Source organism: Anaerophilus nitritigenes (assembly GCF_004138215.1).
Lineage (GTDB): Bacteria > Bacillota > Clostridia > Peptostreptococcales > Thermotaleaceae > Anaerophilus > Anaerophilus nitritogenes.
Genome location: NZ_RYYS01000064.1, coordinates 38238 through 53071, shown reverse-complemented (window position 1 = coordinate 53071; position 14834 = coordinate 38238). Strand labels below are relative to the sequence as shown.

The following is a 14834-nucleotide window of genomic DNA, read 5'->3' as shown; positions in this document are numbered from 1 at the left end:
ATAAGTGTATTATATAAAAAGGTTATGAACAGAATATGAACAATTTGTGAACAATTTATTCTTTTAAAATAGAAAGCGAAAAAATAAAAGTAGTTCCTTTATTCATATGACTTTCTAAGATTATTTTCTCTTTATGCCTATCTATTATTTTTTTTACAATATACAAACCAAGTCCTGTTCCTTCTTTATTTCGATCTCTAGATTTATCAATTTTATAAAATCTATCCCATATTTTATTTTGCTCTTCTTTTTCAATACCTACTCCTTCATCTTCTATTTTTACCCATACCTTATTTTTTTCTTCATAAGTATAAATTTTAAGATTTTTATTTTCTTTCATAAACTTTATAGCATTATCTAAAAGATTTACAAGTACTTGCTCATATGCATCCTTATCCGCCCATACAAGTGATATTTTTTCTTTCAAATGAAGATCTATATAAATATTTTTTCTTTCAATCGTCTCTTCATATTTTAATAAAGTTCTTACAATCAATTCATTGATATGAAACTTTTGTGGATAAATAGGATATTGATCAGATTCCATTTTTTGAATATCCAATAAATTACCAATAAATTTTGTAAGTCTTTTTGTTTCGCCTAAGATAATATGTAAATATTTCTTCTGTTCATCTTTTTTTATTGTTCCATCTACCATTCCCTGTACAAAACCTTGAATCAACGTAAGAGGAGATCTCAATTCATGAGCAACAGCAGAGATAAAACTTCTTCTATGATCTTCAATTCTTTCCAATTGCTCTGCCATATCATTAAAAGTTTTTGTAACTTTCCCAATTTCATCTTTCTCATCTATTACCTCTACTCTTTGACTAAAATCTCCTTTTGCAATTTTTTGAGCTGCTTGTCCCATTGATCTTATAGGACCTGAAAGCTTTTTAGCCAACACATAAAGAATCACAAAAGAAATAAGAAGAGATACAGCCATAGCCTTCCATATAATTTTGTGAACTTCTTTAATAACCTTTGTAATTTCATAAAGGGGCGAGTGCATAACAATAGCATTATCTACTCTTCCATTGATAAAAATAGGCATTCCTACGGTAACCATTGGAGCTTGTCCTATCCCTTCATACACTCCTTTTTTTACAATTATTTTTCCTTCAAACACCTCTAAAATATCTGTGGTAGTAATCTGCTTTCCAATCCATTTCTTTTCATCACTAGATACTCCATAAATAATTCCTCTTTGATCAATTATCCATATTCTTGTATTTAAAAATCTCTCTACAGATTGAAGTTCTATATTTAATCTTTCCTTTGTAATATTTCTATTTAAATAATCAATCACTAATTCATTAATTTTTTCTCCTTCTTGTAAAAGTAATTTTTCATGTCTATTAAAAAAATAATTTTCAAAAAGTTGAGAAGCTAACAAACCTAGTATTAAAAAAGTAATAATAATAATTATAAAATAAGTAGCAAATAACTTTTTAAATACTGTATCAAGCATTATTTTTCACCTCAAACTTATATCCTACTCCCCATATAGTTTGGATACTATATTGATTTTTTAAAGATTCAAGCTTTTTCCTTATTCTTTTAATATGTACATCTATAGTTCTTATATCTCCTTCAAAATCGAATCCCCAAATGTTTTCAATTAGTTGTTCTCTTGTAAATACTATATTTTTATTTTTAACTAAAAAATATAAAAGCTCCATTTCCTTTGGAGGCAACACAATAATTTTGTCATTTATTTTTACTCTATAAAGATCCGTATCTATAGATAAATTAGGAAGAATAATACTTCTTGTAGTAACAGGCTTCTCTCCCATCCTTCTTAAAACAGCTTCTACTCTTGCTATTAACTCTCTAGGTTCAAAGGGCTTTACTATATAATCATCTGCTCCTAATTTTAATCCCAAGACCTTATCAAAAGTATCTCCTTTTGCTGTAAGCATAATAATAGGTACATTACTTATTTTTTTTATCTCTCTACATACATCCCATCCATCCATTTTGGGAAGCATAATATCTAAAATTACAAGACTTGGTGTTTCTTCTTTAAATTTTTCTATGACACTTACTCCATCATAAGCTACACAAACTTTATATCCTTCTTTTTTTAGATACATCTCAATCAATTCACAAATATATATATCATCATCTACAATGAGTATTTTTCTTTTATCCATATCCATCCCTCCTCTCTTTTATTATATCAAAAAGGCCTCATAAAGGCCTTACACATCTGCTTGTTTTGTTGGAATACATATAAGTCTTCCAGGAGCAAATTCACTTGTAATCATGTTAGGATTCGCTTTTAACAATTCATTGGCTCCCACTACAAATTTTTCTGCTACAGAAGATAAACTTTCTCCAGGTTGAATAATATAAGTTTTATTTTCTGGACAAGTTAGAGAAGGTTTGGACTTAGGAATACATATTTGTTCTCCTACTACAAGATGGTCTACATCTAAATTAGGATTTGATGTCTTAAGTAATTCATAAGAAATATCAAATTTAGTAGCAATCTTAAAGAAAGTATCTCCGTCTTCTATAGTATATAATTTTCCACTCGGACATGATATTGTCTTTTTAGGAATACATATCACTTGGCCTACCATCAAATGATAAGGATTTAAATATGGATTGAGTCTTATAATTTCATTTACAGAAATATTATATTCCTTTGCAATTTTATATAATGTATCTCCATATTTGATAGTATAATAACTTCCAGTAGGACAAGATATATTAGGCATCATAGGTACACAAAGCCCCTCTCCTACTTGAAGGTTATTTGGATTTTTTAATCCATTTAAAAAAACAAGATACTCTACTGTAGTATTATATTTTTTTGCAATTGCATATAAACTATCACCTGGCTTTACAACATAACTTATCGTTCCCGTTGGACAAGATCTATACATGAAATATCCCCCTTTTATTTTAACTTAATACATCTTATGCTCTAACTAGCAAAATAGTTTCAATGAACTTGTTTGTATGTTACACTTATATAAGAATATATGGATAAGGAGCTGATTTTATGAGTGAAAACTATAAATTTCATCAAAATAGCAAATGTGAGTATTTTCCCTGTCATAAAGTAAAAGATGAAGAAAGCTTTAATTGCCTTTTTTGTTTTTGTCCTCTTTATATGTTAAAAGATAAATGTGGAGGAAATTTCATTTATACAAACGGTGTAAAAGACTGTAGTAATTGTATGATTCCCCATGGAAAAGGAGCATACGATTATGTCATGTCTAAAATGGGTGAAGTCATTCGTATTGGTAGCGAAAAAGAATAGCAAAATATATTATGAACATATTTAGTCAGCAATCCACACCATCTCCGTCATAAATAAAATAATATTCAAAAAATATTTACAAATTTCAGAATATATAGTATCATATATATAGTAGATCTTAAAAGAAAATGTTTAAACTTGTACTATATTTGGTATTCTACATTCGTTAAAGGGGAAGCGATGGGGATATGAGAAAAACAAAGGAAATCAAAAGGGAAATTGAAGATTTAAGGAATCATTTGTATTATTTAATTAATCAAAAGAAAAATCTAGTTACACCAGAAGTTGTCATAGTTAGTCAAGCACTAGATCAGGTACTCAATGAATACAATACTACTATAAAAAAACAGATAGCATAGCTATCTGTTTTTTTATAGTAGTAAAACATTATATATTTAAATAAAATTTCAAATTACTTCAGAAGATATGATCATCCAAATTTTTTATATAGTTTGAATAATTTCTAATACTAATTTTGCACTATTTACTAAATCTTCTATTTTTAAATGCTCCTCTAATGTATGAGGCTTTTTCTCTCCTATTCCTAAATTAATTGCTTTTAAACCATTTGCATTAAATATATTTGTATCACTACCGCCCCCTGAACTTTGAAGAGAAGACATCATTCCAAGCTTTCCACAAGCTTTTTTTACAATATTTACAATTTCATCATTTTCATGTATTTCAAAAGCACTATACATTCTTTTGGCCTCTACTTCTGCCTTTGCACCATATTCCTTTGCAGCTTTTTCAAAACAATCTAACATATGAGCGGTTTGTTGATCTAGTTTTTCATTATTTAAACTTCTAGCTTCTGCTTGAATGATAACCTCTGGACAAACAATATTTGTAGCTTTTCCACCTTCTATACTTCCTATATTGGCAGTAGTTTCCTCATCAATTCTTAAAAGCTTCATCATACTAATCGCTTTTGAAGCAACCTCTATCGCACTGATTCCTTCTTCTGGAGCTACTCCTGCATGAGCTGGTTTTCCAATAATTTTTGCATGGATTTTATCTTGTGCAGGTCCTTTTACAATAATTTGTCCTGGTTCTCCACCACTATCTAATATAAATGCCTTTTTTGCTTGTATCTTAGTATAATCTAGATTTTTTGCTCCATGTAGTCCTCCTTCTTCAATAATACTAAATACTACCTCAATCGGTCCATGGTCTATATTTTTTTCTTTTACAACTTTTAACGCTTCTATTACAGCTGCAATTCCAGCTTTATCATCTCCACCTAATATAGTCGTTCCATCACTATAGATTACTCCATCTTTTATAATAGGCTTAATTCCTTCACTAGGATCTACTGTATCCATATGGCAACTAAATAAAATAGATTCTACTTCTTTATTTCCTTCCAATCTTGCAATAACATTTCCTGTGTCTGATCCTACCTTTTCTCCTGCATCATCTATATGTACTTTAAATCCCAAAGCCTCTAATTCCTTAGTAATAAATTTTGCAAAATTTCCTTCTTTTCTTGTTGGACTATCAATTTGTACATACTCTAAAAAAGCATTGACAATTCTTTCTTGATTGATCATTTAATCTCCCCCATTTCTTTTTTCTATATTATGTATTCTATTTTTTTCTATAATATCCTTTTTATACATAAAAGACACCCTAAGGTGCCTTTTAATCTACATTGGTATATGAATAAATGCATCTGGTCCAATAGGAGCCCCTGTTAGATACCAACCTATTAACAATACAGTCCATCCAGCTAAAAATACAATAGAATATGGAAGCATTGTAGAAATTAAAGTACCAATTCCAGTATCCTTATCATATTTTTGAGCAAATACTACAATTAATGCAAAATAAGACATTAAAGGTGTAATAATATTTGTACAAGAATCTCCTATACGATATGCAAGCTGTGTAAACTCTGGTGTAAATCCTAATTGATACATCATTGGAATAAAGATAGGAGCCATAATTCCCCATTTAGCAGATGCTGATCCAATAAATAAATTAATAAATCCAGCAACTATAATAAACGATATTACTAGAGGAAGTCCTGTAAATCCTATAGCTTCTAAGAAGTTTGCACCACTTACAGCTAAAATAATTCCTAAATTTGTATATGAGAAGTAATTGATAAATTGAGCAGCAAAGAAACATAGTACTAAATAACCACCCATGCCTCCCATAGCCTTACTCATACATGAAATAACATCTTTATCATTTTTAATAGCACCTACTACGATTCCATATACTAACCCTGGAACTAAGAAGAAAAACATAATTGTTGGAACCAAACCATCATGAATAAAAGTTTTTAATTCTCCGTCTACTCTCAATACTGCATTTTCAGGAATCATTAAAAATAACATAATTCCAATAAATGCCAATACAGAAAATCCTGCTGCTACTAGTCCTTTTCTTTCTCGGTCTGTTACTTCCATAGAATTATCTTCTTCATGCACTCCTTTGTATTCACCAAGTCTTGGCTCTACTATTTTTTCAGTTACTATTGTACCTAAAATAGTAATCAAGAATGTAGAAACAAACATAAAGTAATAATTAGAAGTAGGTAAAATCGTTAAATCCATTCCACCTGCTTTCATAGCTTCATTTGTAATTCCTGTTAATAATGGATCTAGTGTACCTAATAAAAGGTTGGCTGAAAATCCACCAGATACTCCTGCAAAAGCTGCTGCCATACCAGCTAGTGGATGACGTTTAAAGCCTAAAAATACAATAGCCCCTAATGGAACCAATACGATATACCCTGCATCTGATGCAATATTTGACATAACCCCTGCAAATACTAAAACAGCAGTAATCAGTCTTTTAGGTGTGCTAAGTACTAATTTTTTAAGTGCAGCATTGATCATACCTGTTCCTTCTGCAACACCTACTCCAAGCATAGCTACTAAAACTGTTCCTAACGGACTAAATCCTGTAAAGTTTCCTGTAGCTGTGTTAAACATAAACCTTAGCCCTTCAGCATTAAATAGAGATACAGCTGCCACTGTTTTTTCTGCTTGTGCTTTTGCATCATAAAAATTCACAGCAAGATCTCGACGAACAGCAATTTCTGAAATAACAATTACAATAAATGCTAATAGTAAAAAAATGATTGCTGGATGAGGTAATTTGTTTCCTACTACTTCAACTACATTTAAAAACTTGTTAAACAAACCATTCTTTTTTGTTTCAGATGCCTTTGATAAATTTGACAATATAATTCCTCCTTCTCTTAAATTAAGATTTACTATTCTGAAAATTGAGCTTGGTTGTATGTATAATTTATATTATCATATTTTTTATCTTCCATTTTTTAAGTTTTTGTAATGATTTCCTTGTAATTGTTTCAAAAACTTAATTTTTTTCACATGATTATTTATTAATAATGCATATTACAGAATTTTTATATATTTTATCTTTAAAAATAAAGGTGGAAGTATCACCCACCTTTATTTTTTTCTTCTTATTAATACACTTGCAGTAATTGCAGTAAGTGGAATAGTAAGGACTAATCCTATACTTCCTGCAAGGGATCTTATTACTTCTGTAGCTATAATATCTAAATTTAAAATTTTAATCATAGATGTTTCATACGCCATAAATAAAAGCAAAAGAGGAATCGAGCTTCCTGTATAAGCTAAAATTAGTGTATTGGTCATAGTCCCCATAACGTCTGTTCCTATATTCATACCTGCCTTAAATAATTCCTTTGTATTCATAGATGGATTCGCCTTATGAATTTCTTCTATAGAAGACGATATAGACATACCAATATCCATAACTGCCCCTAATGCTCCCATAATCATTCCTGAAAATAATAAATCTTTAAAATCAAAATGAATATTTTGTGGAATAAATAAAAGCATATTTGCTTCTTCACTACTCATTCCTGTAAGCTTTACTTGACTTCCTATATAATAGGCAATCATTCCTGCAATAATTACGCCTCCACTCGTTCCAATAATTCCTGCAATACTTTTACTATTTATTCCTCCTATAATTAACATAGTCAATACAGTAATTCCAATAGATATTATAATAGTAATAGGTATTGGATTTACTCCCTTTAAAATCATAGGAAGAAGTATTTTCATCACTGCTAAAATAGTTAACGTAAGAGTAATCACAGCTTTTACTCCCTTTTTTCTTCCTATTAATATCATCAGTAACATAAATATAACATATAAATACATCATATAATGTTGCCTCATATACTCTGTAATTGCTACATTTACATAATTATTTTCTTCTTCAATAGCTATGATTACCTTATCCCCTGTTTTTACAGGAATAGCAAAAGAAGAATTATCAGGAATATCATGTTCAATTTCATATATTTTTCCTTTATATTTTCCACTATTTACTTTTAATTTTACATACTGATATTGTTGTGTATATCCTTGTGTAATTGTTATTTTTTGTATTTCACTACAATCTAAAACAACTGCACTTTCTGTATAACTAATGGGATTATCTTGTAAATCTTGTGCATATATAGCATCACATGATAAAATCATCAAAATAAAAACTAGGAATATTTTCTTCATTATTTCCCTCCATTTAAGTCTTTTGTCCTAGTATACCATTTTTCTTTTATAAAAACAAAAACTCCTAATGTTTAGGAGTTTTTGTTTTTGACGGACAATTGTAATCGCTGCATCCACTGCATCCAGTACAACCGCCACCTGTTATTTCTTTTTTAATGCTTTTTATAAGACAATAGATTCCAAGACCTATAATAGGTATTCCTATGATCCATGTCATATGATCATCTCCTTAAAATCCTAAAAGACTTCCAACTTGATATACAACAAAAGATACAATCCATGCAATCAATGTAGTATAAACTATTGAGAACCAAGTCCATTTCCAAGAATTTGTTTCTTTTTTGATTACTCCAATTACAGCTACACAAGGAAGATATAATAAAGAGAATACCATAAAAGATAGTGCACTCATACCTGTAAATCCTGCAGCCTTTAATGCTCCTGCCATACCCATGACATCACCTTCCATAGCTGCCTCTCCTACCGCTTCTCCAAGTCCATAAATTACTGCCATACTACTTACTACTACTTCTTTTGCTAATAATCCTGTAATTAGAGATATTCCTGCTTGCCATGATCCAAATCCTAATGGTTTAAAGAAAGGTGCCATAAAGTTTCCTATACTTGCTCCTATACTTTGTTCCATATCTACCATTCCTGTAAAGTTAAATCCTAAAATAAACCAGATTAATATGGAAGCTGAGAATATAACAGTACCTGCACGAAGAAGATATCCTTTTACTCTTTCTAATACACTAATTCCTGTTCCTCCTAATGTTGGGAATCTATATGGAGGAAGCTCCATTACAAAAGGAGTTTGTTCTCCTTTAAATAAAGTCTTTTTAAATAATAATGCTGAGAAAATTGCAACAATAATTCCAAGCACATACAAAGCAAATACTATTGTACTTGTATATTGTGGAAAAAAGATTCCTGCAAATAATATATAAATAGGCGCTCTTGCTCCACAAGACATAAAAGGTACTACTAATATAGATGCTAGACGATCTTTTTCATCTTCTAAAGTTCTTGTTCCCATTACCGCTGGAACTGAGCATCCAAATCCTATAAGCATAGGGATAAATGCTTTTCCACTAAGACCTATTTTTCTCATAGCTCTATCCATTATAAAAGCAACTCTTGCCATATATCCACTATCTTCTAAAATAGAGATGGCAACAAATAAAAATGCAATTTGTGGTAAGAATGTCATAACTGCTCCTACTCCACCTATAATTCCATCTACAACTAAAGAAATCAACCATTCTGCACTTCCTGCTGCTTCTAATGAAGCTTCTGCTACTTCTCCTAATGCTCCAAAACTTTCATCAATCATATCTAAAAATATTTCTCCAACGTTAATAGAGAACCAAAATACAAAATACATAAGTCCTGCAAAAATAGGGAGTCCTAACCATTTATTTGTAATGACTTTATCAATTTTATCAGAGGTAGTAAGAGCTGCATCTTTAGGTTTTTTAATACATTTCTGAATAACACTTGAAACGTATTGATATCTTTGATCAGCAATTAAACTTTCATAATCATCTAAAAGCTCATCTCCTGTTACAGCTAACTCTTCTTGTGTTTGAATACTTGGCTTTAAATTTAATAAATCCATGACTACTTCATCTTCTTCAATTACTTTTAAAGCTAGCCATCTTAAATTATATTTAGAAATATTTGTTTTTGTTTTTAACATCTGTATAGCTTCTTCAATTTTCTTTTCTAGATCTTTTCCATAATTCACTTGATTTGGACTATACTTTATATTTTTAAGTGCAATATCTACAGCTTTATCCAAAAGCTCTTTAAGTCCTTTTTTCTGTGTTGCTACAATAGGTACAACAGGTACTCCTAAACTTTCTGATAATTTCTCTACATTGATCTTATACCCTCTTTTTTCTGCCATATCCATCATATTAAGAGCTAACACAACAGGTTTTCCAAGCTCTATAAGCTGCATAGAAAGGTATAAGTTTCTTTCTATATTAGATGCATCTACTATGTTTATAACTACATCTGGACTTTCATCTACTATATAGTTTCTTGCAATCATCTCTTCTAATGAATAGGGAGATAAACTATATGTTCCTGGTAAATCCACTGCAATCATATTGTGATCCTTATACTTTACTTTTCCTTCTTTTTTCTCAACTGTAACCCCAGGCCAGTTTCCCACTGAATGCCTAGCTCCCGTTAAAGCATTAAATAATGTGGTCTTCCCACTATTAGGGTTTCCAGCTAAGGCAATAGTAATATTTTGGGCCATCATTATCACTCCTTATTTGAATATAAAAATCATTCTCAGTCTATAAACAAAAAAATAATACCTCTACTCCATGATGATATTTTTAGCATCTTCTTGTCTTAAGGTTAAATTATATCCTCTTACCTTTACTTCTATAGGATCTCCTAGAGGTGCTTTTTTTTCTACATATATTTCTGTTCCTGCTACAACTCCCATATCCATAAGCCTTCTTTTTGTTGGACCTGCTCCTAAAACTTTTGCAATTTTTCCACTTTCTTTAGGCTGTAAGTCTTTTAATGTTTTGTTCACACCTATACCTCCTTTACGCCATCTCAACCATAATTTGTTGTGTTACAACACTTCCTAAAACTAATCTAGAGCCTCTTACATTCACAATAAATGCTCCATTTGTATTGTTAGAGATTACATTTAATTTCACCCCAGGAGTCAGTCCCATATCCTGAAGCTTTTTCTTTAGTTTTGGACCCCAATTAATAGCATTTAAAATTACTTCTTGTCCTGGATTGGCCATAGATAAAGGCATCACTCATCCTCCTTTTTTAATAACAATTATCATTTATTATATATAATCTCTTTTTTATGACTATGATTATCATTTACATTGGTATTATATTCTAAATGCTGTGAGCTGTCAACTACTTTTAGTTTTACAATTTTTACATATTCCATAAAGGGTAATTCCCATTCCCTTTATTTTAAATTTTTCTTGATCATATTTTATTTTTTCTTTATTCAATGGAATGCACTTTTTCTGTTTGCATTTTTTGCATACCATAAAGCAATAATTGTTTTCAACAAGTTGAAAATATCTCATTCCCTTATAAAAATCATTACAATAAATTTTTTTAATATTGATCAATTTTTCTAATGCTCTATAAATAGTTCTTTTGCTTATTTTTTTATTTTCTTCATCAATTTTTGTTGTGATTTCTTGAATGCTGAAAATAGACAAAGGATTTTTGTTGAATATTTCATAAATAATTCTCTGCTTCATAGATAATTCTTCTAAAGTATTCAAATTCAATCATACCTTTCATCAATCTATAAACATTTTTTAATAAATAAATCTACTAATTCCTTATCAAACTGAGTATTTTGTCCTTCTTGTAGTCTTTCTATAGCATCTTTTTTAGATAAAGCTTTTTTATATGGTCTCTCTCCTGTCATAGCTTCATATGCATCACAAATGCTAAGCATTTTGACTTTATAAGGAATCTCCTCTTTTAAAAGTCCAAATGCATATCCCTCTCCATCTACTCTTTCATGATGATATAAGATATAAGGAAGAAGTTGTTTTGGGCCTTTCATTTTTTTAAAAATTTCATATCCTCTTATAGAATGATTTTTCATAACTTCATATTCTCTTTGCGTCAATTTATCATTTTTTAAAAGAATTTTATCTTCAATATTAATTTTTCCTATATCATGTACAATACCTGCTTGATAAAGTTCTTCTATATTATCCATAGAGTCATTCAATTTTTCACCAAATCTTTTTGCATACCAAGCGACTTGTAAAGAATGATTCTTTGTAATCTCATCTTTTTTTTCTAACAGTTTTATGACTTTTTCTATGATCCATACATTATTTACTTCTTTTTTAATTAGCTTTTTTGCATACATATAATCTTAGGGCTTTTGCCTTTGTACTCCTTTCGTAATTATAAACGATATTCATTATCAATAATGTTACCATATTATTATTTGTTTGTAAAATACTTTATAAGTATTAAAAATCTTCTATTGACAGAAACCTATTTGAAAACTACAATATATTTGATAATAATTATCAATTAAGTAAAGGAGTCTTATTATGCTTGATTTGAAAATTTCTAAAACCAAAATGATAGAAGAATTATATTTAAGTATACACCTTATGGTTGGACTTATAGGTGTACTCATTGTAACTCACCTTGATCAAGGTATTTTTTCTTTACATACTAAATCTTTATTATGGATTTATTTTTTCTATTCTATTATTTATGTTATACATTTTATTAAAAAAGTTTATTTTAAAAATATTTTATCTATTGATCCTAATATTTATCTGGCTTTCTTAGATGGTATATTTATTACATTATTTTTGTATCTATCTCCTAAAAATTTTTATGCAATTTTTCATTTTTTTTATATTTATATTGCCCTTGAAAGCATTCGTTTTTATGATAAAAATTCTTCTATTTTTAGCACTTTTGTTTCTATATGTTATACCTTAATTATCATTCTTGATAACCCTCGTAGTATTATTTCTTTTGAATTTTTTATACATATAGCTTCTTTTTATTTATTAAGCTATATTTTATCTTCTGTCATTCATGAAATCCATCAACTCGAAAATCAAGTACATTTTATGTTTGAGGAAATTAAAACAAAGAATAATATTTTAAAAGAAATAGCTTCTAAAGATTACCTAACTAAATTGTACAATCATAAAAGTTTTTACGAGTTTTTTGAAAAAATAATCACAACAACCAAAATCGATAACACTCCATTTTGTCTAACTATTATGGATATTGATAATTTTAAAAAAGTCAACGATACTTATGGGCATGTAGTAGGAGATATGATTTTAAAAGAAATATCCTTAATCATAAAGAAAAATACAAGGAAAACAGATATTGCTGCTCGATATGGAGGAGAAGAATTTGCTATATTATTTCCAAATACATCTATAGATGAATCCCAAAAAATATGTGAAAGAATTAGAATATCTATTGAAAAACATGTATTTTTTATTCATGATCATAAGATTCAAATTACTATTAGTGGAGGTTTAGGCGGTGCTATGATCTCATCTATATCTTCTAAAGGAGTATTTTTTATTGAATTTGTAGATCAACTTTTATACGAAGCAAAAAGATTTGGAAAAAATCAAATTAAATCTTCTTCACAAATTGTTTTCATAGAAAACTAAAAATTCGCATGTTCTTATAAGAACATGCGAATTTTTATATTCATCTAAAACAAGTCTTAGTTTATGTACAACAACCTCTACAATTTTTACAAATTGCTAACTTCTTAGATAAGTCACTTGTAGCTCTTTTAGCAAATATACAGGGTACATCCAAATTTTTAGATTCCCTCTTAATAATATTGACTAAATTATGTTCTATAAAATCATACAAAACAATAATCATATCAATATTTCCTGGTAAATCTTTTTTTCTCATTCCTTTTTTTCTTCCAGCCCAATGAATATAGTCATGAATTCCCTGTTGACTTAATACTTCAGGAATATTTCCAAGTCGGTCTCCACCTACAATTAATGCAGTCACATTTCCACTCTCCTTATTGATATTGATTATCATTATTATATACTAATGATAATTTTATGTCAATTCATATTTTTTATACATTTTATTTTAATCCATAATTATTCTATTCCTATCTTTCATGTCCAAAGAAATTTATTTATAATATTGTTATCGATTGTAAATGAAACGATAAATTATATTATAAATAACCAAACTGTTGACAAACTATATTTTAGCAAAGTCATAGATTATGTTATAATCAATAAAAAGATATAATCATAAGCCTTTATAATGAAAAAATGATATACTTGGAGGGATTTATATGATCAATACAGTAAATCAATTTACAAAAGAAATAAAAGATGAACTTATTTATTTAAGTGAGTACATAAGAAACAATCCTGAACTAGGATATGAGGAACATAAAGCGTGTACAGCTCATGTAGAAATCTTAAAAAAACATGGCTTTGATGTAGAAGAAAATTTTTTAGGAATATCCACTGCTTTTCGTGCAGAATTTGATAGTAAAAAAGAAGGTAGAAATATTGCTTATCTTGCTGAATATGATGCCCTGCCTGGAATTGGTCATGGATGTGGCCATAATCTTTTAGGAACTACAAGTACTGGAGCAGGAATTGTACTTAGTAAACTTATAAAAGATATCGGTGGAAAAGTAGTAGTGTTTGGAACTCCTGCTGAAGAAACTAGTGGTGCAAAAGTAGATATGGCAACTGCAGGAGCTTTTAATAATATTCATGTAGCTATGATGGCTCATCCTGCTGATTTTCATTATAAAAGTGGTAGCTCTTTGGCTATGGAAGCTATTGAATTTACGTTTAGAGGTAAAACATCTCATGCAGCAGCTTCTCCTGATAAAGGAGTCAATGCACTAGATGCATGTATCAATACTTTTAACAATATCAATGCTTTAAGAGAGCATATCAAAAGTGATGCAAGAGTTCATGGAATTATTAAAGAAGGTGGACAAGCTGCTAATATTGTTCCTGATCTTTGCATTGCTCAATTTTATGTTCGTGCTACTACAAAGACTTATTTAAAAGAATTAATAGAAAAAGTAAAAAATTGTGCTCGAGGAGCTTCTTTAGCTGCTGGCACTACTCTTGAGATTAGAAATTATGAAGCAAGCTATGACAACTTAGTTACCAATGAAACTTTATCTAAAGCTTATACAAAAAAATTACATGAAGTAGGTGTTACAGAAATTCATGAGCCTAAAGATAGTTATGGATCATTAGATGCAGGAAATGTAAGTCATATATGTCCTACCATCCACCCATACTTTGGTATTTGTGAAAGTGAAACTCCTGGTCATACTATAGAGCTTCAAGAAGCTACTAGTAAGCTTTTAGCTTTTAATAGCATGGAACAAACTATCGATGCCTTAGTCTTAACAGCTATAGATATAATTACAAATGATGAGTTATATAAACAAATCAAATTTGAATTTGATACTGCACAAAAATAAACCGCCAATTGGCGGTTTA

The 14834-nt window shown here is 29.4% G+C and carries 17 protein-coding genes; 4 read left to right on the top strand and 13 right to left on the bottom strand.

From position 1 onward, the window contains the following. Positions 1–55: 55 nt before the first annotated feature. From EK368_RS09815 to EK368_RS09805, 3 genes are read right to left on the bottom strand one after another with little or no spacing between them, the layout of a single operon-like run. Entirely contained in the window at positions 56–1471 is a 1416-nt protein-coding gene (locus EK368_RS09815; RefSeq protein WP_129599088.1) for a sensor histidine kinase, read from the bottom strand. Further along, the gene (locus tag EK368_RS09810) at positions 1464–2156 is read right to left on the bottom strand and encodes a response regulator transcription factor (protein ID WP_165000406.1); all 693 of its coding nucleotides are present in this window, start codon (positions 2154–2156) and stop codon (positions 1464–1466) included. Before EK368_RS09810 ends, EK368_RS09815 begins: the two co-directional genes overlap by 8 nt. Positions 2157–2204: 48 nt before the next feature. Then, complete coding sequence (locus EK368_RS09805; protein WP_165000405.1) at positions 2205–2894, bottom strand: muramidase family protein; 690 nt, start codon at positions 2892–2894, stop codon at positions 2205–2207. 119 nt (positions 2895–3013) lie between these two features. Here EK368_RS09805 and EK368_RS09800 point away from each other — a divergent pair, with 119 nt between their 5' ends. Both EK368_RS09800 and EK368_RS09795 read left to right on the top strand, forming a co-directional pair. After that, complete coding sequence (locus EK368_RS09800) at positions 3014–3274, top strand: cysteine-rich small domain-containing protein (RefSeq protein ID WP_129599082.1); 261 nt, start codon at positions 3014–3016, stop codon at positions 3272–3274. 188 nt (positions 3275–3462) lie between these two features. Continuing rightward, the gene (locus tag EK368_RS09795) at positions 3463–3633 is read left to right on the top strand and encodes an aspartyl-phosphate phosphatase Spo0E family protein (protein WP_129599079.1); all 171 of its coding nucleotides are present in this window, start codon (positions 3463–3465) and stop codon (positions 3631–3633) included. Between the two features lie 84 nt (positions 3634–3717). Here the strand turns inward: EK368_RS09795 and EK368_RS09790 are convergent, their stop codons facing one another. The 9 genes from EK368_RS09790 to EK368_RS09750 form a co-directional block, all read right to left on the bottom strand. Next, positions 3718–4827 (bottom strand): M20/M25/M40 family metallo-hydrolase, encoded by a 1110-nt coding sequence (locus EK368_RS09790; protein ID WP_129599077.1) that lies wholly within the window; start codon positions 4825–4827, stop codon positions 3718–3720. Positions 4828–4923: 96 nt separating this feature from the next. Next, a complete protein-coding gene (locus tag EK368_RS09785) occupies positions 4924–6471 on the bottom strand; it encodes an AbgT family transporter (protein WP_129599073.1) in 1548 nt (515 codons plus the stop codon). A gap of 234 nt (positions 6472–6705) precedes the next feature. Continuing rightward, on the bottom strand, positions 6706–7803 hold the full coding sequence (locus EK368_RS09780) for a YibE/F family protein (RefSeq protein ID WP_129599071.1): 1098 nt from the start codon (positions 7801–7803) through the stop codon (positions 6706–6708). Positions 7804–7867: 64 nt separating this feature from the next. Further along, positions 7868–8020, bottom strand: coding sequence for a FeoB-associated Cys-rich membrane protein (locus tag EK368_RS09775; protein ID WP_129599068.1), 153 nt, complete (start codon positions 8018–8020; stop codon positions 7868–7870). A gap of 12 nt (positions 8021–8032) precedes the next feature. Next, the gene (feoB, locus tag EK368_RS09770; protein ID WP_129599066.1) at positions 8033–10075 is read right to left on the bottom strand and encodes a ferrous iron transport protein B; all 2043 of its coding nucleotides are present in this window, start codon (positions 10073–10075) and stop codon (positions 8033–8035) included. Positions 10076–10138: 63 nt separating this feature from the next. Next, positions 10139–10363 (bottom strand): FeoA family protein, encoded by a 225-nt coding sequence (locus tag EK368_RS09765; protein ID WP_129599062.1) that lies wholly within the window; start codon positions 10361–10363, stop codon positions 10139–10141. A 13-nt stretch (positions 10364–10376) separates the two neighbouring features. Beyond that, complete coding sequence (locus tag EK368_RS09760) at positions 10377–10598, bottom strand: FeoA family protein (RefSeq protein ID WP_053954836.1); 222 nt, start codon at positions 10596–10598, stop codon at positions 10377–10379. Between the two features lie 108 nt (positions 10599–10706). Further along, on the bottom strand, positions 10707–11069 hold the full coding sequence (locus EK368_RS09755) for a transcriptional repressor (protein ID WP_129599060.1): 363 nt from the start codon (positions 11067–11069) through the stop codon (positions 10707–10709). A 47-nt stretch (positions 11070–11116) separates the two neighbouring features. Beyond that, entirely contained in the window at positions 11117–11698 is a 582-nt protein-coding gene (locus EK368_RS09750; RefSeq protein WP_129599056.1) for an HD-GYP domain-containing protein, read from the bottom strand. A 190-nt stretch (positions 11699–11888) separates the two neighbouring features. Here EK368_RS09750 and EK368_RS09745 point away from each other — a divergent pair, with 190 nt between their 5' ends. Further along, the gene (locus tag EK368_RS09745; RefSeq protein WP_129599054.1) at positions 11889–12989 is read left to right on the top strand and encodes a GGDEF domain-containing protein; all 1101 of its coding nucleotides are present in this window, start codon (positions 11889–11891) and stop codon (positions 12987–12989) included. Between the two features lie 61 nt (positions 12990–13050). Here the strand turns inward: EK368_RS09745 and EK368_RS09740 are convergent, their stop codons facing one another. Then, a complete protein-coding gene (locus EK368_RS09740; protein ID WP_129599050.1) occupies positions 13051–13350 on the bottom strand; it encodes a DUF2325 domain-containing protein in 300 nt (99 codons plus the stop codon). Between the two features lie 301 nt (positions 13351–13651). Between EK368_RS09740 and EK368_RS09735 the strand changes: the two genes are divergently transcribed. Beyond that, a complete protein-coding gene (locus tag EK368_RS09735) occupies positions 13652–14815 on the top strand; it encodes a M20 family metallopeptidase (RefSeq protein ID WP_129599048.1) in 1164 nt (387 codons plus the stop codon). Positions 14816–14834 lie beyond the last annotated feature (19 nt).

Bases quoted from the DNA above. Each gene is read 5' to 3' on its own strand.
- EK368_RS09815 (WP_129599088.1), bottom strand. From the start codon at position 1,471: ATGCTTGATACAGTATTTAAAAAGTTATTTGCTACTTATTTTATAATT.
- EK368_RS09810 (WP_165000406.1), bottom strand. From the start codon at position 2,156: ATGGATAAAAGAAAAATACTCATTGTAGATGATGATATATATATTTGT.
- EK368_RS09805 (WP_165000405.1), bottom strand. From the start codon at position 2,894: ATGTATAGATCTTGTCCAACGGGAACGATAAGTTATGTTGTAAAGCCA.
- EK368_RS09800 (WP_129599082.1), top strand. From the start codon at position 3,014: ATGAGTGAAAACTATAAATTTCATCAAAATAGCAAATGTGAGTATTTT.
- EK368_RS09795 (WP_129599079.1), top strand. From the start codon at position 3,463: ATGAGAAAAACAAAGGAAATCAAAAGGGAAATTGAAGATTTAAGGAAT.
- EK368_RS09790 (WP_129599077.1), bottom strand. From the start codon at position 4,827: ATGATCAATCAAGAAAGAATTGTCAATGCTTTTTTAGAGTATGTACAA.
- EK368_RS09780 (WP_129599071.1), bottom strand. From the start codon at position 7,803: ATGAAGAAAATATTCCTAGTTTTTATTTTGATGATTTTATCATGTGAT.
- EK368_RS09775 (WP_129599068.1), bottom strand. From the start codon at position 8,020: ATGACATGGATCATAGGAATACCTATTATAGGTCTTGGAATCTATTGT.
- feoB (WP_129599066.1), bottom strand. From the start codon at position 10,075: ATGGCCCAAAATATTACTATTGCCTTAGCTGGAAACCCTAATAGTGGG.
- EK368_RS09760 (WP_053954836.1), bottom strand. From the start codon at position 10,598: ATGCCTTTATCTATGGCCAATCCAGGACAAGAAGTAATTTTAAATGCT.
- EK368_RS09755 (WP_129599060.1), bottom strand. From the start codon at position 11,069: ATGAAGCAGAGAATTATTTATGAAATATTCAACAAAAATCCTTTGTCT.
- EK368_RS09750 (WP_129599056.1), bottom strand. From the start codon at position 11,698: ATGTATGCAAAAAAGCTAATTAAAAAAGAAGTAAATAATGTATGGATC.
- EK368_RS09745 (WP_129599054.1), top strand. From the start codon at position 11,889: ATGCTTGATTTGAAAATTTCTAAAACCAAAATGATAGAAGAATTATAT.
- EK368_RS09735 (WP_129599048.1), top strand. From the start codon at position 13,652: ATGATCAATACAGTAAATCAATTTACAAAAGAAATAAAAGATGAACTT.